The 26,786-nt window shown below is 45.6% G+C and carries 26 protein-coding genes and 1 pseudogene; 9 read left to right on the forward strand and 18 right to left on the reverse strand.

Annotated elements, in window-relative coordinates:
* Window positions 1-517: 517 nt before the first annotated feature.
* Together cadC and zntR are read right to left on the reverse strand one after the other, a co-directional pair.
* The gene (gene cadC, locus F0316_RS12700) at window positions 518-2,077 is read right to left on the reverse strand and encodes a lysine decarboxylation/transport transcriptional activator CadC (protein WP_095477804.1); all 1,560 of its coding nucleotides are present in this window, start codon (window positions 2,075-2,077) and stop codon (window positions 518-520) included.
* A gap of 226 nt (window positions 2,078-2,303) precedes the next feature.
* A complete protein-coding gene (zntR, locus tag F0316_RS12705; RefSeq protein WP_000486335.1) occupies window positions 2,304-2,702 on the reverse strand; it encodes a Zn(2+)-responsive transcriptional regulator in 399 nt (132 codons plus the stop codon).
* A gap of 33 nt (window positions 2,703-2,735) precedes the next feature.
* Here zntR and F0316_RS12710 point away from each other — a divergent pair, with 33 nt between their 5' ends.
* The 3 genes from F0316_RS12710 (at window position 2,736) to purD (ending at window position 5,931) form a co-directional block, all read left to right on the forward strand.
* Complete coding sequence (locus tag F0316_RS12710; protein WP_046127191.1) at window positions 2,736-2,915, forward strand: hypothetical protein; 180 nt, start codon at window positions 2,736-2,738, stop codon at window positions 2,913-2,915.
* Window positions 2,916-2,990: 75 nt separating this feature from the next.
* Complete coding sequence (gene purH, locus F0316_RS12715; RefSeq protein WP_149560524.1) at window positions 2,991-4,583, forward strand: bifunctional phosphoribosylaminoimidazolecarboxamide formyltransferase/IMP cyclohydrolase; 1,593 nt, start codon at window positions 2,991-2,993, stop codon at window positions 4,581-4,583.
* 58 nt (window positions 4,584-4,641) lie between these two features.
* The gene (purD, locus tag F0316_RS12720; RefSeq protein WP_095477799.1) at window positions 4,642-5,931 is read left to right on the forward strand and encodes a phosphoribosylamine--glycine ligase; all 1,290 of its coding nucleotides are present in this window, start codon (window positions 4,642-4,644) and stop codon (window positions 5,929-5,931) included.
* Between the two features lie 98 nt (window positions 5,932-6,029).
* Here purD and F0316_RS12725 read toward each other — a convergent pair whose 3' ends face one another.
* Both F0316_RS12725 and hupA read right to left on the reverse strand, forming a co-directional pair.
* Window positions 6,030-6,719, reverse strand: a complete 690-nt coding sequence (locus F0316_RS12725; RefSeq protein ID WP_000813300.1) for a DUF1481 domain-containing protein — start codon at window positions 6,717-6,719, stop codon at window positions 6,030-6,032.
* A gap of 45 nt (window positions 6,720-6,764) precedes the next feature.
* A complete protein-coding gene (gene hupA / locus F0316_RS12730) occupies window positions 6,765-7,037 on the reverse strand; it encodes a nucleoid-associated protein HU-alpha (protein ID WP_001044507.1) in 273 nt (90 codons plus the stop codon).
* 371 nt (window positions 7,038-7,408) lie between these two features.
* On the opposite strand from hupA, the gene F0316_RS12735 reads away from it, so the two are divergent.
* Both F0316_RS12735 and F0316_RS12740 read left to right on the forward strand, forming a co-directional pair.
* Window positions 7,409-8,467: a CNNM domain-containing protein gene (locus tag F0316_RS12735; protein WP_000479239.1), complete on the forward strand. Its 1,059-nt coding sequence runs from the start codon at window positions 7,409-7,411 to the stop codon at window positions 8,465-8,467.
* 7 nt (window positions 8,468-8,474) lie between these two features.
* On the forward strand, window positions 8,475-8,855 hold the full coding sequence (locus F0316_RS12740) for an endonuclease domain-containing protein (protein ID WP_000378070.1): 381 nt from the start codon (window positions 8,475-8,477) through the stop codon (window positions 8,853-8,855).
* A 624-nt stretch (window positions 8,856-9,479) separates the two neighbouring features.
* On the opposite strand, the gene F0316_RS12745 is transcribed toward F0316_RS12740, so the two are convergent.
* Window positions 9,480-10,067 carry a YjaG family protein gene (locus F0316_RS12745; protein WP_000941132.1) on the reverse strand — a complete coding sequence of 196 codons (588 nt, stop codon included), beginning with the start codon at window positions 10,065-10,067 and terminating at the stop codon, window positions 9,480-9,482.
* 73 nt (window positions 10,068-10,140) lie between these two features.
* Between F0316_RS12745 and F0316_RS12750 the strand changes: the two genes are divergently transcribed.
* Genes F0316_RS12750 through F0316_RS12760 form a run of 3 tightly spaced genes read left to right on the forward strand, consistent with a single transcriptional unit; the run spans window position 10,141 to window position 12,929 of the window.
* Complete coding sequence (locus F0316_RS12750) at window positions 10,141-11,064, forward strand: D-2-hydroxyacid dehydrogenase (protein WP_149560525.1); 924 nt, start codon at window positions 10,141-10,143, stop codon at window positions 11,062-11,064.
* Window positions 11,064-11,636: a uracil-DNA glycosylase family protein gene (locus F0316_RS12755; RefSeq protein WP_114724878.1), complete on the forward strand. Its 573-nt coding sequence runs from the start codon at window positions 11,064-11,066 to the stop codon at window positions 11,634-11,636. Before F0316_RS12750 ends, F0316_RS12755 begins: the two co-directional genes overlap by 1 nt.
* 54 nt (window positions 11,637-11,690) lie before the next feature.
* Window positions 11,691-12,929 carry a mechanosensitive ion channel family protein gene (locus F0316_RS12760; protein WP_149560526.1) on the forward strand — a complete coding sequence of 413 codons (1,239 nt, stop codon included), beginning with the start codon at window positions 11,691-11,693 and terminating at the stop codon, window positions 12,927-12,929.
* Between the two features lie 202 nt (window positions 12,930-13,131).
* Here the strand turns inward: F0316_RS12760 and F0316_RS12765 are convergent, their stop codons facing one another.
* From F0316_RS12765 to F0316_RS12780, 4 genes and pseudogenes are all read right to left on the reverse strand, one after another.
* Window positions 13,132-13,452, reverse strand: a complete 321-nt coding sequence (locus F0316_RS12765) for a nucleotidyltransferase family protein (protein ID WP_032476997.1) — start codon at window positions 13,450-13,452, stop codon at window positions 13,132-13,134.
* A pseudogene (locus tag F0316_RS12770) lies at window positions 13,442-13,852 on the reverse strand (HI0074 family nucleotidyltransferase substrate-binding subunit). The gene F0316_RS12765 and the pseudogene F0316_RS12770 overlap by 11 nt, the downstream one beginning before the upstream one ends.
* A 691-nt stretch (window positions 13,853-14,543) precedes the next feature.
* On the reverse strand, window positions 14,544-15,860 hold the full coding sequence (locus tag F0316_RS12775) for an MBL fold metallo-hydrolase (protein ID WP_172626027.1): 1,317 nt from the start codon (window positions 15,858-15,860) through the stop codon (window positions 14,544-14,546).
* 90 nt (window positions 15,861-15,950) lie between these two features.
* The gene (locus F0316_RS12780) at window positions 15,951-16,325 is read right to left on the reverse strand and encodes a VanZ family protein (RefSeq protein ID WP_148502116.1); all 375 of its coding nucleotides are present in this window, start codon (window positions 16,323-16,325) and stop codon (window positions 15,951-15,953) included.
* Between the two features lie 469 nt (window positions 16,326-16,794).
* On the opposite strand from F0316_RS12780, the gene wecA reads away from it, so the two are divergent.
* The gene (wecA, locus tag F0316_RS12785) at window positions 16,795-17,880 is read left to right on the forward strand and encodes a UDP-N-acetylglucosamine--undecaprenyl-phosphate N-acetylglucosaminephosphotransferase (RefSeq protein WP_095477793.1); all 1,086 of its coding nucleotides are present in this window, start codon (window positions 16,795-16,797) and stop codon (window positions 17,878-17,880) included.
* A 177-nt stretch (window positions 17,881-18,057) separates the two neighbouring features.
* On the opposite strand, the gene F0316_RS12795 is transcribed toward wecA, so the two are convergent.
* Genes F0316_RS12795 through F0316_RS12835 form a run of 9 tightly spaced genes read right to left on the reverse strand, consistent with a single transcriptional unit; the run spans window position 18,058 to window position 26,786 of the window.
* Window positions 18,058-19,110, reverse strand: a complete 1,053-nt coding sequence (locus F0316_RS12795; protein ID WP_095477789.1) for a DUF1972 domain-containing protein — start codon at window positions 19,108-19,110, stop codon at window positions 18,058-18,060.
* A complete protein-coding gene (rfbC, locus tag F0316_RS12800) occupies window positions 19,107-19,655 on the reverse strand; it encodes a dTDP-4-dehydrorhamnose 3,5-epimerase (RefSeq protein ID WP_149560528.1) in 549 nt (182 codons plus the stop codon). The genes F0316_RS12795 and rfbC overlap by 4 nt, the downstream gene beginning before the upstream one ends.
* A complete protein-coding gene (gene rfbD / locus F0316_RS12805) occupies window positions 19,655-20,545 on the reverse strand; it encodes a dTDP-4-dehydrorhamnose reductase (protein WP_149560529.1) in 891 nt (296 codons plus the stop codon). The genes rfbC and rfbD overlap by 1 nt, the downstream gene beginning before the upstream one ends.
* Window positions 20,542-21,420: a glucose-1-phosphate thymidylyltransferase RfbA gene (rfbA, locus tag F0316_RS12810; RefSeq protein ID WP_069212354.1), complete on the reverse strand. Its 879-nt coding sequence runs from the start codon at window positions 21,418-21,420 to the stop codon at window positions 20,542-20,544. Before rfbA ends, rfbD begins: the two co-directional genes overlap by 4 nt.
* Before the next feature lie 23 nt (window positions 21,421-21,443).
* Complete coding sequence (rfbB, locus tag F0316_RS12815; RefSeq protein ID WP_149560530.1) at window positions 21,444-22,508, reverse strand: dTDP-glucose 4,6-dehydratase; 1,065 nt, start codon at window positions 22,506-22,508, stop codon at window positions 21,444-21,446.
* A complete protein-coding gene (locus F0316_RS12820) occupies window positions 22,505-23,623 on the reverse strand; it encodes a glycosyltransferase family 4 protein (RefSeq protein WP_095477738.1) in 1,119 nt (372 codons plus the stop codon). Before F0316_RS12820 ends, rfbB begins: the two co-directional genes overlap by 4 nt.
* Window positions 23,624-23,627: 4 nt before the next feature.
* Window positions 23,628-24,755 carry a hypothetical protein gene (locus F0316_RS12825; RefSeq protein ID WP_095477736.1) on the reverse strand — a complete coding sequence of 376 codons (1,128 nt, stop codon included), beginning with the start codon at window positions 24,753-24,755 and terminating at the stop codon, window positions 23,628-23,630.
* Window positions 24,721-25,587, reverse strand: coding sequence for a glycosyltransferase family 2 protein (locus F0316_RS12830; protein ID WP_095477734.1), 867 nt, complete (start codon window positions 25,585-25,587; stop codon window positions 24,721-24,723). The genes F0316_RS12825 and F0316_RS12830 overlap by 35 nt, the downstream gene beginning before the upstream one ends.
* The gene (locus F0316_RS12835; protein WP_095477732.1) at window positions 25,584-26,786 is read right to left on the reverse strand and encodes a Coenzyme F420 hydrogenase/dehydrogenase, beta subunit C-terminal domain; all 1,203 of its coding nucleotides are present in this window, start codon (window positions 26,784-26,786) and stop codon (window positions 25,584-25,586) included. Before F0316_RS12835 ends, F0316_RS12830 begins: the two co-directional genes overlap by 4 nt.

A 26,786-nucleotide genomic window follows, 5' to 3' on the forward strand; every position in this document is an offset into this window, starting at 1 on the left:
GAGTTTCTTGATATCAACCTGATAAACACCACCTATAAACCTCTTTATTTTCATGTTGTTAATAAAAAACCTAAAAATATCAGGAGAGACAACTAAAAATATCAAGGTGAAAACATCACGCTAAATACTGTTCTGCGGAGGTATCAGGAGGGAGGTTTATCGCCAAAAAACTGTTGGTCTTGCCATAAGATTTGTCACTCCACTGGCAAGACGCCCGATGAAGCGACATCCATCGGCACAGAATGCCAATGACGCTCACTGAATTTGACTGGGGGAATATGCTCAAACGAATGGCGATGAGAAGTTAAACGGCTAGTGAGTACATAGACATCGTTCGATGTTGTTGGCGGGCGTTTTTCAGTCAGAAGGATTCCGAGAGATAAAGCGACGCGCCCTCCCCTCTAAACCGTGCTAAAGCCAGTTCGGAGAAAGAAGGCGCAAGTTCGCTCTATCCCCTTCTTACCAGTCATTCCAAGTCATTTGGGGATAGAGAGATGAGATTGATCGTAGACAAGCGTTACAGTAAACGAACCACCGAAGGATGCACCGAGCGGTACATGGCGTAATCAATGGATTTTAAGTTGGAGTGGAACACCAAGTTTTCGCACAACAGATAAGTTTCCAGCGACGTATCCATATAAAACGCTTCACTGTAGGCATCGCTTGCGCCATCCAGATCGCCTTTGAGTTCAGCGTGCTTGCCTTGCAGCACATATGAAAGCACCGATTCCCGCAAACCCTGAGCTTGCGCCAAATAGCGCGTGGCCGCTTCCACTTGGTTTTCGACTGTTGCTTGCAGTGCTAACGCCTCATAAATGCGTGGCTGCACCACCGCTTGAGGGGAGTAACTCACCTGCTGCAACTGCTCACTCAACACCAGCATGCGATCTTGATTGAGCGCCTGATCTGGGCTGATCGCTTGCTGCACATGGTAGGCAATCAGTAATTCGGCTTGGACATAATGGTTGTCCGGCTCTAATTTCAGCACTTGCTCCAATAAATAAATGCCTTTTTGGAACTGCTGACGATCGGCAACGTTCAAATAATGATTGGCGCGCACATACAGCCCTAACGCCGCGGGTTGACGCGGAAAATCCACCAACAAACGCTGTGCTTGCTGCTCTGCATTCGGGATTTTCAACGCTTGCATCACATCCCATTCCGCACTTTTCAGCACAGAGGCCAGATGTTGGCTATCGAGCGGATATTGGCGACTAAACAGCACCGCATCGGAAGAGTTATTCTTAAGCTCAAGATCTAAAAACTCATGGCCGTCTTGGTCATTGACTCGCACCATGATTGACTTACCGGGCAAAATGCCTGAGCTGTAAGCCGTTTTACCGAGAATGACCCGATAATCACTCACTTGGGTCAGATCGGCCATCAGCTTTTGTGCGATACCATCGGCAAGCTCATGCGTGAGCGCCTGAGCATGAAAACCGTCTTGGAATTTAAATTCAATCAGATGGGTATCCACCACTTGGGTGATGCGCACTTGAGACTGCTGCACAGTAAAAAAGCCCATCGCTACAATCACTAAGCCAATCCAGATCGCATTGAGCAGGTTTAAGCGCCAACGGCTGACATTCGGCTTGCTTGATTTCTTCGGTTGCTGACTTTGGCACACGGCGCGCGTTAACGGGCCGGCAGGAAATACGATCTCGGGAACGGCTTCTTCCACGTCGTCGATATCGTCCGCCAAACAGACATCACTGGCTGTCGACTCTTCTTGGCGAGAAACATAGGGATTGCCATCGAGACGCTGCACATTCGCGACTAACTTATAGCCACGCTTAGGCACCGTCACCACATAGCTGAGGTTTTCTTCGCGTCCGTCGCGCAATAGCTTACGCAACTCAAAAATGGATTGAGTGACCACTTGGTCGGTGACAATCGCCCCGTCCCAGACATGTTGAATGAGTTCCTCACGGCCGAATACCTCTCCGGCATGCTCCGCAAGAAAATGCAGCAAGTTAATAAGACGCGGCTCAGCCGAGACCTCCCTATCTTGGCGATACAGCTTATTCTCATCAATGCACAGAACCCAGTCATTGATTTGAAAACAGATTCCAATCATAGAATAGCTCTTTGTATCAGGAAGATAGCATCGGTAAGAGGCAGAATATGCTCGAGCACCACACACCGATGAAGAGCGAAATTATAAGTGCACTACTCTATTTCACCTACTATTGATAAGGCTAAAAATTGCAAACTTAGGTTGTTTAACCATCAGACAACGTCATTCATAGTGGTAAAAACTAAATTACCCTTATCAATCAGAATATAAATTAGGCGTTATTTCTCTACTCTAACGCGGCTAAAATCGAGCAGTGGCTGGCGTTATCTTCGACATGTCCACAGCAGGCATCATTGATTTTTTTCAGCGCGCTGCGAATACGGGTCAGCTCTTCAATTTTTTGATCGATCACCGCCAGCTTAGCGCTGGTGATCGCTTTCACCTCGGCGCAGCTGTGTTCGGTCGCTTCCAAACGTATTTCGAGCAGCTCTTTAATCTCTTCGAGGCTCAGCCCTAACTCTTTAGCTTTTAAAATAAACGTGACTTGTTGCTGGCTCTTTTCATCGTACAGTCGATAGCCCGACTCGGTACGCGTTGCCGGAGCAATCAGCTCATTTTTTTCATAGAAACGCAGTGTATCGGTGGAAACGCCGCAGCGTTTGGCTAACTCTCCAATCTGAAACATCACTCCTCCTCCTCCCTGACTACTTGGAGTAGTTTGGGGAAATTTAAGCTTTCGTTAAAATTTGTGCTTGAAAAACCGTTTTTTAGCGATTATTTTTCCCATGCCAAACGATTGCGCGAGATCTTTTGTAATAAATTGGTTAGAATACGCGCCATTGAAATCGCGGCGGATAAGGTATTTCCCCAAATGGCTCTGTTGTTTTTTGCGCAGTGAGGCTTTGAAGCGAGCTTCCCCAACACCGCACAGCAGATCACTTTCGGCAAATATCTTTTAAAGGAAAATGGAAGCATGAACAACGCTCGTCCTATTCACCGTGCGCTTCTCAGCGTATCAGATAAAACCGGCATTGTTGAGTTCGCAAAAGCGCTTGCAGAGCGCGGCGTTGAACTTCTCTCCACCGGTGGCACCGCTCGTCTATTGGCTGAGCAAGGCCTGACGGTAACGGAAGTCTCCGATTACACCGGTTTCCCAGAAATGATGGACGGACGCGTCAAAACCCTGCATCCGAAAGTGCATGGCGGCATTTTAGGCCGTCGTGGTCAAGACGATGCGGTGATGAACACCCACGGCATTCAGCCTATCGATATGGTGGTGGTGAACCTCTATCCTTTCGCCCAAACGGTAGCTAACCCAAATTGCACGCTGGCTGATGCGGTGGAAAACATCGATATCGGCGGGCCGACTATGGTGCGTTCTGCTGCGAAAAACCATAAAGATGTGGCCATTGTGGTGAATGCGCACGATTACGAGCGTGTGATCCGCGAAATGGATGCCAACCACAACTCCCTGACCTTAACCACGCGTTTTGATCTGGCGATTGCCGCTTTTGAACATACCGCGGCGTACGATGGCATGATTGCGAACTACTTCGGCACACTCGTACCTTCTTATGGTGATAACAAAGAAGGGGATGAAGAGAGCAAATTCCCACGCACGTTCAATGCGCAATTCATCAAAAAGCAAGATATGCGTTACGGCGAAAACAGCCACCAAGCAGCCGCTTTCTATGTGGAAGCCAATCCACAAGAAGCCTCAGTCGCCACCGCACGCCAAATTCAAGGTAAAGCTCTCTCTTACAACAACATTGCCGATACCGATGCCGCACTGGAGTGCGTCAAAGAGTTCAGCCAGCCAGCCTGTGTGATTGTGAAACACGCGAACCCATGTGGTGTAGCGCTGGGCGATGATCTTCTGCAAGCCTATAACCGCGCTTATCAAACTGACCCAACCTCGGCATTTGGCGGCATCATTGCCTTTAACCGCGAGCTGGATGGCGAAACCGCAAAAGCGATCATCGAGCGTCAGTTTGTGGAAGTGATCATTGCGCCGAAAGTCTCGCAAGCCGCGATCGACGTAGTCGCAGCAAAACAAAACGTACGTTTGCTGGAATGTGGTGAATGGCAAGGCCAAACCACAGGATTTGATTTGAAGCGCGTGAATGGTGGCTTATTGGTGCAAGATCGTGACCAAGGCATGGTGGCACAAGATGACCTACAAGTGGTTTCGACTCGTCAACCTAGCGACGCTGAGCTGAAAGATGCCCTGTTCTGCTGGAAAGTAGCGAAATACGTGAAATCCAACGCGATTGTGTACGCCAAAGGCGACATGACCATCGGCATCGGCGCGGGTCAAATGAGCCGTGTTTACTCCGCGAAAATCGCCGGCATCAAAGCCGCCGATGAAGGCTTGGAAGTCGCGGGCAGCGTGATGGCATCGGATGCCTTCTTCCCCTTCCGTGATGGGATTGATGCTGCGGCCGAAGCAGGCATCACCTGTGTTATCCAACCGGGTGGCTCAATGCGCGACCAAGAGGTGATTGATGCGGCCAACGAACACGGTATGGCGATGATCTTCACCGGTATGCGTCACTTCCGTCATTAATTGGCATGATTGGTATGGGGTGCAACGCGCCCCATCTTGTTTAAGTAAGGATTTCACAATGCAAGTTCTCATCATCGGCTCTGGCGGTCGCGAACACGCACTGGCGTGGAAAGTGGCACAAAACCCACAAGTTGACACCATCTACGTCGCGCCCGGCAATGCGGGTACTGCCCTTGAGCACAAGGTGCAAAACGTCAACATTGGCATCACCGACATTTCAGCACTGGTTGCCTTTGCCCAAGATAAAGCGATTGAGCTGACCATCGTTGGCCCAGAAGCACCACTGGTGATTGGTGTGGTGGATGCGTTTCGCGCTGCAGGTTTACCGATTTTTGGCCCCACCCAAGGCGCAGCGCAACTGGAAGGCTCCAAAGCCTTCACTAAAGATTTCCTCGCGCGTCACAACATCCCAACTGCAGCTTACGCCAACTTCACTGAAATTGAGCCAGCTCTGGCTTATGTGCGTGAAAAAGGTGCGCCGATTGTCGTGAAAGCCGACGGTTTAGCGGCGGGCAAAGGCGTAATTGTTGCCATGACTCTGCAAGAGGCCGAAGACGCAATTCAAGACATGCTAGCTGGCAATGCGTTTGGTTCAGCAGGCAGCCGAGTGGTGGTTGAAGAATTCCTTGATGGAGAGGAAGCGAGCTTTATCGTCATGGTTGATGGTGAAAACGTCCTGCCTATGGCCACCAGCCAAGATCACAAACGCGTGGGCGATGCCGATACTGGCCCGAACACCGGCGGTATGGGAGCTTACTCACCAGCGCCAGTGGTGACACAGGACGTCCATGATCGCGTGATGCGTGAAGTGATTTACCCAACCGTGCGCGGCATGGCAGCCGAAGGCAACACCTACACAGGCTTCCTCTACGCGGGTTTGATGATTGATAGCACTGGTGCACCGAAAGTGATTGAGTACAACTGCCGCTTTGGTGACCCAGAAACCCAACCGATCATGATGCGTCTGCAATCGGATCTGGTTGAGCTGTGCCAAGCAGCAATTGCGGGCAAGCTGGATCAGGTGGAATCGAAGTGGGATCCACGCGCCTCGATCGGTGTGGTTCTCGCCGCTGGCGGCTACCCAGGCGATTACACCAAAGGTGAGGTGATTTCAGGTCTACCGACTCAAGAAAGCGCAGGACAAAAAGTGTTCCACGCAGGCACCGAAACCCAAGGAGACCAAGTGGTTACGAATGGCGGTCGCGTATTGTGTGCCACTGCACTCGGCAATACCGTATTAGAAGCGCAGCAACGCGCTTACCAACTGGCGGATCAAATCCACTGGAATGGTATGTTCTGCCGCCGCGATATCGGTTATCGCGCGATTGCACGCGAGCAAGCCAAGTAAGCGGGCATCCATCTCCTTATCAATAGAAAAAAGCGCGAACTTCGCGCTTTTTTCTTCGATAGTTTTTTATTCGATTGGATTGGCAAACATGGGCCGATTTAATCAAGCAACTCCGGCTCTTTCACACAATCGTGACCCGCATCATCGAGCAACAGCAGCTCGTCGATATGCACTTTGCCGTTACGGATCTTGCCTAAAAACGCCACATAGCTTTCGATAGAAGCTAGGCGGTTAAACACAAAGCTGGGCAAACTTTGATTAAACTCGACGCGCTGATACTCAACGCCCTGACAAGTCTCAAAGGTTTTACCATTCCAGTAGCCTTGGATCAGCTCTAAACCTTGTTTGTCCTGCTCTTTGGTTGCCTCTGCCACCGCTTTGGCTTGCAAAACGTAGTGAGCCAGTTGCTCTTCATTCATCGGCAGTACTTTTCCGCCCAACCGATACTGCTGGTACACCGCTTCGCCTTCTTTGCTAAAACGAATATGGACGCGAAACGGCACCAACTTCTTACCATCCAGATGCTCACCTTCACGGCGAATCTCACGCACTTGTCCCTCTTCCCAGCGATAGCTGGTTTGATAACTGCCGTAGTCACCGGAGGTCACGTAGTCTGAGGCTGAGCTCGGTTTTTGAAAGCGTTCGGTATACCAGTAAAAACTGGTCGCATCACCAATCGTTTTACCACCAGTAAATTGATTGATCTGCTCTACATTGGGATTAGGAGTAGACGAGCACCCGGCTAATAAGCCAGAGAGCAAAAAAAGGAAGGATAACTGCTGCTTCATAAACAAAAACGCCGAGATGTTCAATCTCGGCGTAGTATAAAGCAATTACTTGATCGCGTCTTTCAGCGCTTTACCTGCTACGAATGCAGGAACGTTAGCTGCCGCAATTTTGATCTCTTCACCGGTCTTTGGATTACGGCCAGTACGAGCAGAACGATGATTAACTTTGAATGTACCAAAACCAATCAGTTGTACTTGGTCGCCGTCTTTCAGAGCACCTTCAACCGCACCCAGAGTCGCTTCAAGAGCTGCTTTCGCTTGCACTTTAGTCAGGTCCGCTTTCTCTGCGATAAAGTCGATCAATTGGGTCTTGTTCATTTAGGTTTCCCTTCTCAATAGGTTATCGAATCGAGCTCACTCTAAAACATAAATGCCCGCTCTGGCAAAGGTTTGTCGCGCAACTTTCGCTTTTATGACGCACTTTTAACCGTAATCTGAGTAACAACTCACAATTTGTTACTAATCCAGCCACAGGTTTACTTGTAATTGAGTGAGAGAAACCTTATTTAAAAAGGGCTAATCGACTGGGAAGCCTGTCATTTCAATCGATTTAGTGACTGAAAAAAGCACTTTCGGCTCCTTCAGGCGAAGCGATTTTTCTTCATATTCTCCCTGTACTTTGCGGCCTTTACCACGAAGATTGTGAGAAGAAAAGAGTTCGAACGTGCACTTTAAAACCAAGGAATTTTATGTTTCTGCTTGCGATATATATCTCTGTCGCGATTGGCGTATCGTTTATCTGTTCAGTTTTAGAAGCGGTACTCTTAAGTATTACTCCAAGCTATCTAGCCCAGTTGCGCCAACAAAGCCACCCTGCGGCTAATCGCCTAGCAGGCCTAAAGGCGGACATCGACCGCCCACTCGCCTCGATTCTGACCCTCAATACCATTGCGCACACCATAGGTGCTGCGACGGCTGGCGCACAAGCGGCGGTGGTGTTTGGTAGCCAGTGGCTAGGTTTGTTCTCTGCTGTGCTCACCCTAGGCATTCTGGTGCTGTCGGAAATCGTGCCCAAAACCATAGGTGCGACCTACTGGCGTGAACTCGCTCCCCAAGCTTCTCTCGTGCTGCGTTGGATGGTATGGGCGCTGACGCCGTTCGTCTGGTTCTCTGAGCAGATCACTAAGCGCCTCGCGCGCAAAGTCGAAGCGCCAAAGCTACGTGACGAGATCTCCGCGATGGCGATGTTGGCCAATGAAAACGGTGAGTTTGCTGAGGGCGAATCAAAAATGCTGAACAACTTACTGGCGATTCAAAATGTGCCAGTAACGCAAGTTATGACGCCGCGCCCGGTACTGTTTCGCGTTTCTGCGGATCTAACGATTGATGAATTTATCGAGCAGCACCGCGATACGCCGTTCTCGCGCCCGCTGATTTACAGCGAAGAGAAAGACAACATTGTCGGCTTTGTGCACCGCCTTGAGTTGTTTAAAGAGCAGCAAAATGGCCAAGGAAACTTGCTACTGGGTGATGTGATGCGCCCAATCCATGTGGTGCTCAACACCTTGAGCTTACCAAAAGCCTTCGACCAGATGATGCAAAAGCGCTTGCAACTGTCGGTCGTGGTAGACGAATACGGCTCAGTGCAGGGTTTGCTGACCTTAGAAGACATCTTCGAGCACTTGCTCGGCGAAGAGATTATCGATGAAGCCGACCGTACAACCGATATGCAGCAACTGGCCACCGAACGCTGGGAGCACTGGAAGCGCCAGCATCGTATGATCGAAAGCCGCGACGAAGTGGAATAAAAAACGGATGGACTCTAACCCCCAACGTTCAAAAGTGTTTCGTCAATACTTACGCAATAATATGACGCATCCTGAACAACGTTTATGGCAACACCTGCGCCATTTTCAGCTAGGCGTTAAATTTCGTCGCCAATTTGGGGTTGGTAATTACGTTCTGGACTTTTACTGCTCTACATACAAGTTGGCGGTAGAGATTGATGGCGATTCTCATTTTTCCGAAGGTGGAAAAATTCATGATGAGCAACGTACGGCCTACTTGAAACGGCATGGTATTCGGGTTGTTCGTTATACAAACCAAGAGGTAGAACAACAGCTCACAGATGTTATTGAGGATATCTTTCGTCATTTACAGGCTTGCATCCGCGAGCATCAAAATACCCCACCCTAACCCTCCCCTAAAAGGGGAGGGAAACAAGCTTAATCTTGTTGATTAATAAAGAGATGGCTCTTACACCTCTCCCTTATAGGGCAACCTAAACAACCGATCTTGCCCCTCCCCCTTCTAGGGGGAGGATGGGAGGGGGTATTTCACACCAAACCAAGCAACGTAGGCATCGGTGAGCGCCAAAGACCCCACTCTAACCCTCCCCTACAAAGGGAGGGAAACAAGCTTAATCTTGCTGATTGATAAAAAGAATGGCTCTTAAACCTCTCCCTTATAGGGCAACCTAAGCAACCGATCTTGCCCCTCCCCCTTCTAGGGGGAGGATGGGAGGGGGTATTTCACGCCAAACCAAGCAACGTAGGCATCGGTGAACGCCAAATACCCCACCCTAACCCTCCCCTACAAGGGGAGGGAAACAAGCTTAATCTTGCTGATTGATAAAGAGAATGGCTCTTAAACCTCTCCCTTATAGGGCAACCTAAGCAACCGATCTTGCCCCTCCCCCTTCTAGGGGGAGGATGGGAGGGGGTATTTCACGCCAAACCAAGCAACGTAGGCATCGGTGAGCGCCAAATACCCCACCCTAACCCTCCCCTACAAGGGGAGGGAATGATGATAAAGAGGAAATTACAACTCAACCCCAATATTGCTGACCCCTTCTTCGCGCAGCTCTTTGCGTAGGTCTTTGATGAGATCAATGTCGCGCTCAACCGCTTCACGTAGCGGACGGAAAATCGCCCACTGTACGTCCCACTCGGCGCACACGGCTTCATTCTCTTTTTGGTTATCGTTGGTGATAGCTTCACCGGTTTGTGCTTCTTCCAGTTGAGCGACGGTTTGTACCGAAATCTGGCTCACTTTGATCATAGATTCCGCTAAATCATCACGATCCAACAAACCATGCAGCAGGGTTGCCAAGCCTTCACAGGCATCAATCGCGGGATACACGGCGTACAGATCAAACGCATCCGAAGTTGGGATCAGCTCTTCGAGCTTTTCAAGCTGATGCTCAAAGTTCACTTTGGCATTTTTTACCGTCATCAATTCCCACACGCTGTCGAGAATGTCACGGTAGATACGCGCCTCAGCAAACTGCGTGTGCTCACAGAACATAGCGTAATTCGGATACATACGTTCACACAGACAGGCCATAAAGGTAATCTGTTGCCAAGGTTCAAACTTCTCAAGACGAAGCTGTAGAGGGTTTTGTAACATAGTCACTTCAAATCGTTGCGGAAAAAGACAGCGGAAGTGTACTGGATAACCATAAGGGAAAAAAGACGCGCCTATGAACAATTTCCACCAGCTGTATATTCTGACTGAACATGATGAACACTACCGCGAGCTGATCCTTGAGCGCCAACTGGAAGGGCTCGCCTTGACCGAAGATCGCGCCAAGGCCACGATTTTGTTGGCCGCACCGCCGATGGCCGCCCGCCGTTTGGATGAGTTTCCGCGCTTGCAATGGCTGCATTCTGCCTATGCCGGCGTCGATACCTTGATGGACCCCAAACTGCGCAAAAACTATCTGCTGACCAACGTCAAAGGCATCTTCGGGCACCTGATCGCCGAGTATGTGATGGGTTACGCTATCCAATATCAGCGCGATTTTCGCCTGTATCAAACCCAACAAGCTAAGCGCCTTTGGCAGCCGCGCCCTTACTCTTCACTTGCCAATCAAACCCTAGTGATTTTGGGCACTGGCTCGATTGGTAGCCATTTAGCCCATGTGGCTAAACAGTTTGGGCTGCGAGTAGTGGGCGTCAACCGCACCGGCATTCCGGCCAAAGAAGGGCATTTTGATGCCACTTATCACATCAGTGAACTGCCAGCCGCTTTAATGCGCGCCGACTTACTGGTGAATACGCTGCCCAATACGCCGGCAACCGAAGGGCTGCTCAACCGAGAGAATCTTCGCCACTGCCACCAAGCGCTGCTGTTTAACGTCGGGCGTGGCAAAACGTTAGTGGAGCAGGATCTGCCGGATTTAATTGCAGCAGGACACATTCGCCACGCGTTTTTGGATGTGTTTATCAAAGAGCCACTCGCTCAAGATCACCCATTTTGGGACAATCCGGCGATCACCATCACACCGCACATCGCGGCGGTCAGCTTTCCAGAGCAAGTGGTCGATATCTTCGCCGATAACTACCAACGTTGGTGCGATAACTTGCCACTGCGTAACCAGATTGATTTTGAAAAAGGCTACTGATGCTTGAGTCACTGCTGACGGAAATTCGCCAGTGCACAGTGTGTGAACCCCATTTACCTTTGGGCGCGAATCCGGTGATCCGCGCCCATTCTGCGGCGAAGATTTTAATTATTGGTCAAGCACCGGGCACTAAGGTGCACAACACTTCAATTCCGTGGAATGATGCCAGCGGTGAGCGGTTGCGTCAGTGGTTGGGTTTAGATCGCGAAGCGTTTTACTGCGAAGAAAACATCGCCATCATGCCCATGGGGCTTTGCTATCCGGGCAAAGGGCGCAGCGGAGATTTACCGCCGCGTAAAGAGTGTGCGCCACTTTGGCATGCTAAAGTGTTGGAGCAACTGCCCAATCGGCAACTCACTCTCCTGATTGGACAATATGCACAGCATTATTATCTGTCGGATAAACCCAGCACCTTGACCGAAACGGTACAGCAGTGGCAACGCTGGGCGCCTTCGGTCTTACCGCTGCCGCATCCCTCTCCACGCAATACCTTATGGCTGAGAAATCACCCTTGGTTTGAGCAAGATATCGTGCCCTACCTACGCCAACGAGTGAAGCAAGTACTTACATAGCAAGCCGTTAGGGTTTGAGGTAGTATGGCGCGCAGATTGATTAAGGAGTAAGCCATGCTTGAAACTTTAACCTTGTGGTTACAGAAGTTTGATATTGAAGTTGAACGCGTGATCCAGCTTGCGGAAGCGCTCGGGCTGATCGCAGCCATTTCGATTGCCATTCATCTCGTGTTACACCGTGGAGTGCTGCTGTGGCTCAAACGCCATACCCACCATGAGCAAAGCGTTTGGCGCAATGCTCTGTTTAAAGAGCACCTATTTAGCCGCGTTGCCTTACTGATCCAAGGTGTGGTGATTGCGGTGCAAACCCAGTTGTGGCTAAGCCCTAACACCTTTGCTTACGATGTTCTGCACACCCTGACCTCACTGTGGATTGTGGTGTTTGGCATGCTGGCCACTTACTCCGTACTCAACGTGCTGGAGCTGCTGATCAGCCGAACCCAAGTGGGTAAAAACCTGCCAACACGCGGCATTTTGCAAAGCATCAAGCTGATTGTGTTTATTATCGCGGCGCTGTTTTTCACCTCAATTTTAATCGGTAAGTCGCCGGTTATTCTGCTCAGCGGCTTAGGTGCGATGACCGCGGTCTTTATGTTGGTGTTTAAAGACCCGATCCTCGGCTTAGTTGCAGGGGTACAACTTTCGGCCAACAAAATGCTCTCAGTCGGTGACTGGTTGGAAATGCCCAAATATGGCGCAGATGGCTCAGTGATTGATATCAGCCTAACCACAGTCAAAGTGCAGAACTGGGATAAAACCATCACCACCATTCCAAGCTACGCCCTGATTTCAGATTCCTTTAAAAACTGGAAAGGCATGCAAGAGTCCGGTGGTCGCCGCATCAAACGCAGCATTTTGATTGATGCCACCAGCGTGCACTTTTTAACAGAAGAAGAGAAACAAACGCTGAAAAAAGCGCAACTGCTTGAGCCGTACTTGGCGGAAAAAGAACAAGAGATCAGCAGCTACAACCAACAAAAACATTGGGATTTGGCCTGCCGTATCAATGGCCGTCGCCTGACCAACATCGGCAGTTTCCGCGCCTATTTAGAGCGCTATCTGCGCACTCACCCCAATATTCACCAAGATATGACGCTGATGGTACGTCAGTTAGCGCCCACTCACGATGGCATTTCGCTAGAGGTGTACTGCTTTACCAGCACCACAGTGTGGGTGGAGTATGAGCGTATTCAGTCTGATATTTTTGATCATATTTACGCGGTACTGCCCGAATTTGACCTGCGCGTCTCGCAAGCCCCCACAGGCAATGACTTTCGCGCACTGAGAGGCTAAACACCGCCCCTCCATTCGAGAGCAGTTGCTCTTACTCCCCTCCCTTCGCGCGCATCGATCTTACCCCTCCCCCTTCTAGGGGGAGGACGGGAGGGGGTATTTCACACCAAGCCAAACAGAAACTACACAACCTAAGCATCCGCAAGCGCCAAATACCCCACCCTAACCCTCCCCTAAAAGGTGAGGGAAATTAAGTACACACTTACTTAATCTGCAGCCCATACTGTTCAATATGAGCCAGTAGTTCAGGAGACATGATCTTGTGTTTAAGCTGCAAATCCACCCTAAACGGTAACGTTGAGTATTCAAGGCGCTCTAACATTCGAGCCATATCATCCAGAGTTAATGCCTCTCCCTCTAAAGCAATATCAATATCTGAGCTATCTTTATACGTACCCAACGCTCGTGAGCCAAAAATCCAAGCGCGCTCGACTCGCGAATCTTGCAACACGGCCTCACGAATCAACGCATACTGATGAGGTTTTAACCCGATCTTTGTCAGAGAAATAGAACTACTGAGCACTTTTTTCCTCAAGATATTGAGTCACTTGTGCAATAACTGGCGCAAAGTTCTGCACAATCAGTTACTGCGCTTGCAGCACATTATTTTCATCATAAGTATGAGCCAATAGGTTACGCTTCATTAACGCTTCGAGTAACACTTCACACTGCAATGAGGAAATATGCTGCGCTTCTAGAGCGGTTCGCAATACGCTGCGTGGCGAAGCGGCATCAAAACCTTCAAATTCGAGTAAATCTTTTAAGGTTTTCCACATCAGCTCAAAGGAAAACTCAAACGTCTGAACCAAACCTGCCAACTCAAGATCGTTGTAACTCTCCTGCTCACAAGCTTTTTGCAGACGAGATTGTGCCTTAGATAAATTTTGTAGTCGCTGCTTCCAACGTTCAGGATTTACCGTCATATCTTATCCTTCATTAAACTTGCACACCGAACCACTCGTACAAATTATTCACTTCAATATGAGCTAGAGTATCAAGTGAAACATGGTTAAAGGCAACCGCCTTGCTCCCCTCCCTTCGCGCGCATCGATCTTACTCCTCCCCCTTCTAGGGAGAGGTTGGGAGGGGGTATTCACACCAAGCCAAACAGAAAATGCACAACCTAAGCATCCGCAAGCGCTAAATACCCCACCCTAACCCTCCCCTAAAAGGGGAGGGAAACAAGCTTAATCTTGCTGATTGATAAAGAGATGGCTCTTGCACCTCCCCCTTCTAGGGGGAGGCTGGGAGGGGGTATTCACACCAAGCCAAACAGAAACTACACAACCTAAGCATCCGCAAGCGCTAAATACCCCACCCTAACCCTCCCCTAAAAGGGGAGGGAAACAAGCTTAATCTTGCTGATTGATAAAGAGATGGCTCTTGCACCTCCCCCCTTCTAGGGGGAGGTTGGGAGGGGGTATTTCACACCAAGCCAAACAGAAACTACACAACCTAAGCATCCGCAAGCGCCAAATACCCCACCCTAACCCTCCCCTAAAAGGGGAGGGAAACAAGCTTAATCTTGCTGATTGATAACGAGATGGCTCTTACCCCTCCCCCTTCTAGGGGGAGGTCGGGAGGGGGTATTTCACATCAAACAAAGCTTCCCACTCAAAGCACCGAATATCCGAGTAGAGTAAGCTCAGCCGCGAACGCTTGCTTGGCTGAGGCTTCACCGTGGATCAGGTGCACTTGCTTGGGCTTTTCAGGAATGCCGGTAATAAAGCGCAGCAAATCCGCTTTATCGGCGTGGGCGGAATAACCGGACATCGTATGAATATGCGCGTTGACTTCCACTTCAGTTCCCTCAATCCAGACCGAAGGTTGACCACTTTGAATACTGCGCCCGAGTGTACCTTCTGCTTGAAAGCCGGCCAAAATCAGGTCAGTTCGCTTATCCGGCAGCAGCGCTTTTAAATAATCCATAATGCGGCCACCCTGACACATCCCCGAAGCCGCCACCACAATCGCCGCCTCTCCGGTTGAGGCTAAACGGTTGACCAAGCGCTCATGGGTTCGGTGATATTCCACCGTAATACACTGCTCAAACGCCAAAGGATGCCGATGCATTTGCAGCCGCGCTTTGGCTTCTCGTCCCCATAACTGCTTAAAGCGACGATAAGAACGCGTCACCCGCTGCGCCATCGGCGAATCGAGAATAATCGGCAAATTAGCATCGATTTGCTGAGAAAAGATGAGCTGCTCAATATCAAAGAGCAGCTCTTGGGTACGCCCGACACTGAACGCCGGGATCAAAATTGCACCGCCGTCAGTCAGTGAGCGCTCAATCATCGCGCGCAGCCGCTGCCCTCGGCTCTGCACATCCTCGTGCTGCTTATCACCATAAGTGGTTTCAATAAACAGATAATCTGCCCGCTCTGGCGACTGCGGATCGGGCAACAAAGGCGTATGGCTTGGCCCCAAATCCCCCGAAAACACTACCACCTCACCATTCGGACGCCGAATTTCCACATACGCCGAGCCCAAAATATGCCCCGCAGGCTGAAAGCGCACCCAGAGCGAATCAGCACGCATAGGCTGCACCGCAAACCACTTTTGGTAATCTTGCACCCGCAGCAAACGGCGCACCTCGGTCAGTACGCGCTCACTCTGCTTGGGAGACATCCCTAACTGCAGCTTTAAACCATCTTCCAGCATCAATGGCACCAGCTCCGCCGTTGCCGCCGTGCAGTAAATCGGCTGCTTAAAACCCGCCGCCAATAACCAAGGCAAACGGCCAATATGGTCGATGTGCGCATGGGTTAAGATCAGAGCATCCACATGCCCCAGCGCAAACTCCACCGCCAACGGGCGTTCATCCGCCCCTTGAAACAAGCCGCAATCAATCAGCAGCGCTTGCCCATCGGCTCGCAATTCATGGCATGAACCCGTGACACTCGCCTTCCCTCCGTGATGAACCACTTCCATGTTGTTTCTCCTGTTTTGCGCCACCTTGCCGTGGTTAGCTCGCCTCAGCAACGCACCGAGCCACCAAACTGCGAGCCAATCACCACAAACTCAGCGATAAGCAACAGCCCATCGACAAAACAGTGCGTAAATCACCACACCCAACACCACACCCGCGCCATTGGCAGCCATATCTGCCCATGAGAACTCACGCCCAATCGATTCTTGAACAAACTCCGCCACCACACCAAAACCAAACAGCAGCAGCGGCGCAATCCATACTCGGCGTGATAATCCTGCACACCCGAGCAGCGTCAGCACCAAATAAGCCAAAGTATGCTCCGCTTTATCAATGTAGGGCACATCGATCACCTTAACTAAAGACGGAGAAAAAGAGAGATAACACACCGCAGCCAACACCAGAATACCGAGATAGCGAGCAAGTTTAGAACCATTAATATTCAGAATTCGATTTTTGAAGCCCATTAATTCCCACACAAAAATTACCAGTAAAACAGGCCATAAATTGACAAAAAATCATTCCTTCTGATGATTTATTAACCTGATTAATTAATAACAAAAATGCCAATAATAAAGAAATGCTCAATCTTTCGACACAGATAACACTCAAGTAAATATCCTGATTCATGGCTCCATCTTGAAACAAGTTTACCTATAAACAACAATAAACAATGAAATTCATCGCATTATTCAGCCGATAAATTAATCAATTCACTACCAAAAGTGGACACAATTTAATCAATAGAATTCAAATACATAAAAACAAAGTGAGATCAAATTAAAAAACACAAAGAGAATCTCAATTCAACACAAAATAACTGACAAAAAACACACCTAACACAATGACTAATAAACAATAAAACTCTTTATCAACCAAAAGCATTAGACTAAAATCGCGCCACTTAAAAATTTATAAAAATAGTTGGCAGAATCGATGTTCATGGAAATATCAATCATCTTTGCGCTCTCTACAACATTACTTTTTGTAATGAGAAAAATCGCAAAAAAAATCGAGCTCGTTGATAAGCCGAACGCAAGAAAACTCCATCAAGGCGTTATCCCTCTTGTCGGCGGAATATCGATATGCTCAACACTAACGTTTTATTTACTGTTTAACCCTAATCTATTTCCACACCAAACGCTCTACCTCATGTCGATTATCGTTTTAACTCTGGTTGGTGCATTGGATGATAAATACGATCTCAGCGTTAAAGCCCGTATGACGGTACAAGCGCTACTCTCTATTTTGATGATGTATCAAACAGGGATCGATCTAAACTACATAGGCAATATCTTAGGGATGGGTGATATTCACCTTGGCATGTTTGCCGCGGTCGTCACCATATTGGCCGTGATTGGCGCGATAAACGCATTTAATATGGTAGACGGTATTGATGGGTTGCTTGGCGGCCTTTCGATGGTGACCTTCGGCGGGATTGGTATTCTGGCGTTTGTGAATGGAAGCTTAGGTTTTAGCCAGCTCTGTGCTCTGCTCGTCATCACTATGTTGCCTTACATCATGTTCAACTTGGGCATTTTTGGCCGCAAACGCAAAGTATTTATGGGTGATGCAGGCAGTATGATGATTGGTTTTACCGCAATCTGGTTACTGCTTGGGTTAAGCCAGAATGAAAACCAACATACCATGCGCCCAATTACCGCATTATGGTTAATTGCGATTCCACTGATGGATATGGCCGCGATTATGATCCGCCGTATTCGCCGCGGACATTCTCCGTTTAAACCTGACCGCGAACATCTGCACCACATTTTCCAACGTTTAGGGTTAAGCTCACACCAAACCTTAGCGGTGATTTGTGCATTCGCTGCTTTATTTGCCGCGTTTGGTATTTACGGCGAAATGAAAAAGATCCCAGAACCTGTCATGTTCTTTAGCTTTATGCTCTGTTTCTTGGTGTACTCCCTACTACTCGCGTACGTTTGGCGAATCACCAGCTTCCTACGCAGAGTTTTTGGCCGAGGCGAGAAAGAGCTGGAACAGTCCATCAGCAACTTCTAAGAATTGGTCTACAAACAATAACACCGCCACAAGGCGGTGTTTTTTTATGTCGAAGATTCTTGAGTGCCAATAACAGCCATAAAAAAGGCCGCTTTAAAAAGCGGCCAAGACAAATTATGAAAAAACTAGCTGTGATAGGATTTTTATTTATACTAAGAAAGATAAAATCATTACATATTAATAAACAGACTCATAAAGTCGAGATATTTCTCTCCATGTATATCTACGATTTGCAATTTCTAACATAGCCGAACCATTATTATTTAGCATTTCTTCTTTCGCATCAAAGATTAGTTTCCTCAATTCTGTAGAATTTGAAAAATACATTGCCTTATCTTCAGTGCTATATCTATTAAAACTACAATCAAATGCAAAAATTGGAACACCAAAATGCATCATTTCAACAAGTGAAGGATTCGTTCCTCCGGCTGAATGTCCATGCACATAAAAGGAACAACCCCGTCTTAACCTATAAAGCTGATCAAGTTCGTAAATTGGGTCTATCAAATCTATGTTAGGAAAACCGGAATACTTCTTCTTCAATGTTTTTCCAAAGTGACTAGACTGCCAGTTTCCAACGAATTTTATTTTTTTATCTATATTTTCGAATGCTTCAAGAATTAAATGTACATTATTTTCAGGTTCGACCCTGCATACGCCAAGGGCATAGCACTCTTTGCTAGTCGGGAGATCTTCGTCACACAAGGCATGATCACCACCGTAAGCTATAGTAATACTTTCTCTTGCATATTCATTTTCTACATAGTCACCTATAGCCTTATTATCAGTCACTATAGTATTAGAAAATCTAACCGCAATAGCTTCAGACCATTTAAGAAAATTTTTAGCCCAATTAGCCCACTTGTCCCTTTTCCATTCTAGCCCATCTATATTCGTAATAATTTTCGATTTGGAAAAAAATTTAAATACAGGAAGAAATAAACAACCAGAAACACCTAAAATCAGTACTGTGTCGGGTCTTAAAAACAAGCAGTAAATCATTGAATAAATATCATACAAGATACTTTGAAATCCATTAGCTTTTAATGGAATATAGATTAATTTAGCACCATTATGTGTTTTAAGCTTTTCAGAGTATGTGTCTGAAGAACAAAAAACATAGTATTCAATATCACTAGAACTATATTGAGTTAAATTTTCAACTAAAGTCTCGAATCCCCCATAACATGCTGGTATTCCGACAGTTCCTATAACAGCAACTCTTTTCATTTAAATAAAACCTGATATTTAATTTGTTTAGCATTAGCATCCTTTTGAGAAAGAACAGGTAAACCTATAACAGGCCACACAATTCCAATGTCCGGATCATTCCACAATAACGAATGCTCAGCTGTCGGGTTGTAATAATCCGTGCATTTATACACAAACTCCGCCTCATCACTGGTCACATAAAAACCATGCGCAAAACCTTCAGGCACCCAAAGCTGACGTTTGTTTTCCGCAGACAGATACACACCCACCCACTTTCCAAAAGTCGGCGAGTCTTTACGAATGTCTACCGCGACATCAAACACTTCACCAGAAACCACACGCACTAATTTGCCTTGCGTGTTTTCCGTTTGGTAATGCAAACCTCGTAAAATCCCTTTTTTAGATTTTGAATGATTGTCTTGCACAAACTGGGTTGGCTTACCCGTCACCAGCTCTTCAAAACGCTTTTGATTCCACGTTTCCATAAAAAATCCGCGTTCATCACCAAACACCGCGGGCTCAATGATTTTGACATCAGGAATGTCTGTCTCTATCACTTTCATTATTCTTCACTCTTATAATCGATGAGATGGTTCAATGCAGTCTGCCAATCACTGGCAACTACACCGAAGTGTTGATAGATTTTCTGGGTGTCTAACCGAGAGTTAGCCGGTCTCTTCGCCGGAGTTGGGTACTCTTGCGTAGTGATTGCATTGACTTGCAAGGATTTATTCAATACCCCTTGGTCACGGGCTTTATCAAAAATGGTGCAAGCAAACTCATGCCAACTGACATGCGGTAATCCAGAAAAATGATATACACCAAAAGCGGTAGATTTCCCCTCCACAATCGCTTTCGCCATCATCAGTAGCGCGTTGGCAATATCTCCCGCATACGTCGGGCCACCACACTGGTCTGCTACCACGCCTAGGGCATCGCGTGTTTGTGCTAAACGCAGCATGGTTTTCACAAAGTTATTGCCATGCTCACCAAACACCCAAGCCGTGCGCAAGATAATGTGCCGAGGGCAGGCTTGAGCGACCGCGATTTCTCCCGCTAATTTGCTTTCGCCATACACGCCCTGTGGTGCGGTAGGGTCAGTTTCGAGATATGGATTCGGTTTATCACCGGAAAAGACATAGTCTGTCGAAATGTGCAGTATCGCAGCACCAACCTTATTTGCCGCTTGGGCTAGGTAGTGAGGGCCATCTCGGTTAATCGCGTAAGAGAGCTCAATCTCTTGCTCTGCACGGTCAACGGCGGTATGCGCCGCCGCATTGATGATGATGTTAGGCTTGAATTCGTTCACCACCGCATCCACTTGAGCGGGATAGGTGATATCCAGTTGGTCGCGGTCTACCGCTAAAAACTCAACCTCTTTCATGGTACTGAGCTGCTGGACTAAGCAGTACCCCACTTGACCACGGCTGCCCGTCACTAGAACACGCATCATCCGTGGCGCTCCTCTTTGACTAATCTTTCCAAATACTGGCCATAGTCATTTTTAAGCATCGGCTTTGCGCACTCAAGAAGCTGCTCAGAGGTGAGCCAACCATTACGCCAAGCAATCTCTTCCAAACACGCTATCTTCAACCCTTGAATGTGCTGCACCGTTTCTACAAAGGAGGAAGCTTCATGCAAGCTTTCATGGGTGCCCGTATCTAGCCAAGCAAAACCACGACCTAGTAGCTCGACATTGAGCGAGCCATCATTCAGATACATCTCATTAAGAGTGGTGATTTCTAATTCACCACGCGCTGACGGCTTCACTTGCTTGGCAAGCTCTACCACTCGGTTGTCATAGAAATACAGTCCAGTAACCGCATAGTTTGACTTAGGTTTGGAGGGTTTCTCTTCAATGGAGATAGCACGCATCTGCTCATCAAACTCCACCACACCAAAACGCTCGGGGTCTTTGACTTGGTAACCAAATACGGTTGCACCGTGCTCACGCGATGCCGCATGGCGCAAAGTTTTACTGAACGATTGCCCATAGAAAATGTTATCGCCAAGCACAAGACAAACCGAGTCGTTACCAATGAACTCTTCACCAATTAAGAAGGCTTGCGCTAAACCATCAGGACTCGGCTGAATAGCATATTGAAGATGAATGCCAAAATCACGGCCATCGCCCAATAAGCGTTTAAAACTTTCGTTATCTTCGGGCGTGGTAATAATCAAAACGTCACGAATTCCCGCCAACATTAGTGTCGAAAGCGGATAGTAAATCATCGGTTTGTCGTAAATGGGGAGCAGCTGCTTTGATACGCCGCGGGTAATGGGATAGAGACGAGTGCCTGAGCCACCCGCTAAAATAATGCCTTTCATGCTATTGCCAACTTCATTGATTGTTATTGTCCGGTACCTAAACGCTCACGACTGTATGAGCCGTCCAACACTCGGCTCCACCATTCACGGTGATGTAAATACCACTCTACGGTTTTGCGAATACCGGATTCAAAGGTCTCTTCTGGCTTCCAACCCAGCTCTCGCTCGATTTTCGACGCATCAATCGCATAGCGAACATCATGCCCAGGGCGGTCTTTGACGTAAGTAATGAGGTCGGCGTAGTGCGCAACACCCGCGGGCTTATTCGGTACCAACTCTTCAAGTAATGCACAGAGTGTGTTTACGACTTCAATATTGGCTTTTTCATTGTGACCACCAATGTTGTAGGTTTCACCCACTAGACCTTCGGTCACCACTTTATACAGTGCTCGTGCGTGGTCTTCGACAAACAGCCAATCACGAATTTGCATACCATCGCCATACACAGGCAGGGCTTTCCCTTCCAGTGCATTCAAAATCATCAATGGAATGAGCTTTTCTGGAAAATGATACGGGCCGTAGTTGTTTGAGCAGTTGGTGACTATAGTGGGTAAGCCATAAGTACGTAGCCAAGCGCGCACCAAGTGGTCACTGGATGCCTTAGACGCAGAATAAGGACTACTGGGTTCATAGGCGGTCGTTTCAGTAAAGAGGTCGTCCGTACCTTCTAAATCGCCATACACCTCATCGGTTGAAATGTGATGAAAACGAAACACGGCTTTACGTTCACTCTCTATATGGCTCCAGTAATGACGAGCCGCTTCGAGGAGGGTATAGGTGCCAATAATGTTGGTTTCGATAAAGGCCGCTGGACCATCAATAGAGCGGTCAACATGAGATTCTGCCGCCAAGTGCATAACCGCATCGGGTTGATGCTCTGCAAAGACACGGTCGAGCTCGGCACGGTCACAGATATCGACTTGCTCAAAAGCATAACGTTCGCTACCAGCCACTGACGCTAAAGATTCTAAATTGCCTGCATAAGTCAATTTATCTAAGTTCACGACACTGTCTTGAGTGCTCTGGATGACATGACGAACAACAGCAGAGCCAATAAATCCAGCTCCTCCTGTAACTAATATCTTCATTTTATTCCCTTCATAACATCTAATGCTAACCGATAACCTTCAAGGGTCTGTTGTGCTGTATGCTGCCAAGTAAAATTAGATATGATTTTCTCTTTTAAGCCTGAATCGAACTCTTTCTCCATCACTGCAATTACACCTTTACGAATAGACTCAATATCTCCAGGTTCACAATACTCTGCATAATCTTCAAAATAAAACTCTGTATCGCCACGATTAGTAACCAATAAATTACACTCCATCATAGCAGCCTCTAAAGAAGATAATCCGGGAGTTTCCATCCAGGAAATAAGGGCATGGGCTTTAGCAACCTTATACAATTCAGCAAGCTCATCCTGCTCAACATGATTAATAAAAATAACGTTATCGCCTGCCTCTTTTAGACACTCATCATAATAATCTTGGCTATTAGGACTTGGTTTACCGACAATGACTAATGTATACGGCAAACCTTTAACTGCCTTGATGAGATCAAGCTGGCATTTGCGAATTTCAACTCGAGCTGCACTCAGTAAACAACCATCCAAGTGTTTATACTTACCTGTGGAATCTTTATCCATATTAAAAACACCGACATCTACTGCATTCGCGACCCACAAGCCCTTATAATTTTTCAACTTCATGTCAGACACAACTCTTTCTAGCTCTGTCGGACTATTTGGAAGGAGCACGTTTACAGAATGCGCAATTTCACGCTGAGAATTATAATGCCCCTTGATAAGATAACTAAGCATACCTTTGTGAAAATTTTTATTAAAAACAATTCTTGCAGCCGTTTTCAAATACTCTAAAAAGTATTCAGATACATTATTTGCAATCCAACCTTGAAATCCTTTCCTAGTTTTTCTATCACATTCATTATAACTCCCCCAAATAGTTGACAGAACGCTAGGTATTCCTTTCAGCTTGGCTAAACGCACTGTTGATAAAATATCCTGAGGGTTTCTTAAATTAAAAAAATGAATAATATCATAACCATCTACAATAGGCTCAGAGCTAGTTGCTATATCAATCTCGACACCTAGACGCTCTAAATATGTCTTTGTTTTTAAGAGCTGGACTGTATCTCCTCCCGGGCCAGAAAAAACTGTAGGTCTTGTAACAAAGAGTACCCTCACATTTTCACCTCATGTTCATGTATTTTTTACTTTTACAATTTGAATCAACAACAACCAACTTATGAATTAAAAAAGCAACTGATATATAAAATGACAAAAACAGAAACTCATGAGTCATGAATTGCACAATAAGAGTTAATGACAAACAATAAAAGACAAAATTCCATTTATAGTCAAAAGACAGATTAATCATTCGATATAAAAAGTAAACATTCAAAACAATATAACCAAAAAAACCTACAAATCCAAAATAGTAAATAAGATACATGAAACCATTTTCAATATATTTAACATTAGATTCATAAATATAGAATTCAGGAACTTTAAAAGACCCCAAAAGCAGCTCAAAAAATGAAAGAGAAAGAATATATGTAAGGACATTATTCATCATAACAGTCCTGCTTGATAGTGTTTGTGTAGTCAGAAAACCTTCATCAACATAAATATATACATATGATGCAGAAAAAAATAAAACAATGGCAAATATCAAAAAGTAAAATTTATGCTTCAAAGCACTAAGGAATATGAAAATCCCCAATATAGTTCTATTTATCGAGCTAAACATGGCGATTGTCCCAATCAGTTTACTGAGTACATTTTTTTCCCCAATTGTCATCATCCAGTATAACAAACATAGTGATGCGAATGTCTGAGGAATTGATGTAAAACCAGTGAAGGCATTTATATCAATTAGCCCTTTATTATGTAAAGAGTGTACAAAAAAATCATGCCCCAAAAAATAGGAAGAAAGAGAAGCCAAAAAACCTAAAAGAATCGAGTAAAACACACTAATTCTAATCATATGAAAATATTTAATACTATCATGTGGAATGGTTATAAAAACCATTAAATTCAGATAGATAACCATAGGAGAGAAGTCCCAATCACCTATGATGAAATATTCAAGGACCGAATATTTAAATATAAAATAGGATGTCATTAAAAATAACAAGACATATATTTTAAAATCAAATCTAAAATAACAAACATTTAAGGCGAATATAAAAAACAAAGAAAGCTTACTAAAAAAACCACCAAATAAAGCAGGAGATAGACTTATAAAAAACAAAAATGACAAAATAAGCAAAAATAATAAATCAGGCTCTTTTACCGTATTTTTCTCGGATGCCATCAGCTATACCTTTGATAGAATTTGTTAAGAAAGCAAGATTATTTTTTGAAATACTATTTAGAAGTGCGGATAAAAGAGATCTTAAAATAAATAAACCATGTGATACAATTCCCCTTCCTACTGGCCACCTCCTTTTTATAATAAAGCTATTTCTCAAATAATAATAATAAGCGTTTGATGTTCTTTCTATACTATTACATTTTCGGATTATATGACTTCTGGTTGTAGTAATTAGTACATATCCAGCATCTCGTAGACGAAGTGATAAATCGACCTCCTCCCAGTATAAAAAGTAATCAGACTCAAAAAGACCAATTGCAGCTACTGCATCACGAGATATTAACATGCAAGAACCAGCACAATAATCCGTTACATTAATTTGATTCTCTACTAGATGAACATACTGCTGACTGAAACCATTTAATTTTATTGTGTCATATAATAATACATTATCATGATTAAAAGTACGAATCATGACTGCACCTATATTTTTCAGGTGATTTTTTGCAAAAATCAGCTCATCAATACTATCTTCACAAAATATAACATCCGGATTTACTACAAGTATATCACCCAGTAAGCCATGAGAATCTATATAGTATAGACCTGTATTATTACCTTCAGCATATCCAAGATTATCATTATTTTTAATAATATGAGTTTCAAAACAATGTTCGTATTTTTCTGATAATGACAATAACTCCGTCCAATCATCTGAACCATTATGAATTAAAATAATCCTAAACAATTGATTATTTGATTTTTTCAAAGAATTCAGAAGATTATCAATATCATTAGTGCTATTCCAATTTAGAATAAATATATTAATCACATTTTACCCTTTAAAACACGCAATAATGAACCTGTAAAGACTCGCATTTGTTTATAAATACTAAGATTTGAGAACACAATGAATATACGTTGTTTAGGAAATTTAATGATTGTTAAATCACCTATCATTTTGGCTAACCCTCTAACCAAAATTGTTGATTTTCTCTCAAACTGAGTAATTTGTACATTTGCGAGATCATCCATGTTATAAGGAGAAACAGAAATTAATTTTTTTTCCATCATTTGGCTTACTAGTTCTCTGCCTAACGTAGATCTAGCCAATACAAGACCTTGACCATCAGATTCGGTAAATATTGGATACCCTCTAGAGTCACAATGCCAAACATCTGCGCTAACGATATCTGCAACTTCTCCTGTACCATCAGCACATAACTTACATCTATTTTGAATTGTTGGACCTAATAAGCTTCCCCATGATTTTGAATAATCTATAGCATTAATTGAACTATTTTGAACTAAAGTAGTCTTTCCTGGCCAGCCCTTGCCTCTATAATAAAAGTCATTAACTGGTTTATTGTTATCATACTCTAGTGCCTCCAAAACTTTTTTTACACCAGTACGGCTAGGGGTTCCTGCACAGAAAAAGCTAACTATAAGAGTAATTGATCTATTAACATCATCATTTATCGACATTAAATTTCTCAATGCAACACAATCACAAGGCTTTCCTACAAAGGCAATTTTTTTGTTTGGATTGTCATTTACAATTTGAATGATGTTCAAAAGAGGAGATGAAGGACTATACCTAGAGCCGGTGGCTTCGATTAGATCATTTCTACTTTTACTTATCTTGACTATATTTTCTATGGGATTATTTATATCTGATGCAACCTGAACTACCATATCTGCCAATTTTGAGTCCAATGCATATAGTAATGTTTGGGTAACAATACCTCCAGATGATCCTCGGTACCGGATCTCTGCATCATTAGAAAAACCAATGCCAGCACTCTGTACGGGGCCCCAGACAGGGTGAACATTTTTTCCAGAGATACTTGCCTGATTTATTCCAGGACAAATCTGGTTAAAGATCTTAGTTTCAGTTTTACTTAGCTTTTGATTAACAACAGGTCTATTGTAATCAGCATTCTGAATTTCGATCTTTCCATAAAACACCGATGAACAAACCCCACAACCTGTACATAATTCTTTCTTTATAACATGCTCTATTGTTTTCAT

The sequence above is a fragment of the Vibrio cholerae genome (assembly GCF_008369605.1).
Classification (GTDB): Bacteria; Pseudomonadota; Gammaproteobacteria; order Enterobacterales; family Vibrionaceae; genus Vibrio; species Vibrio cholerae.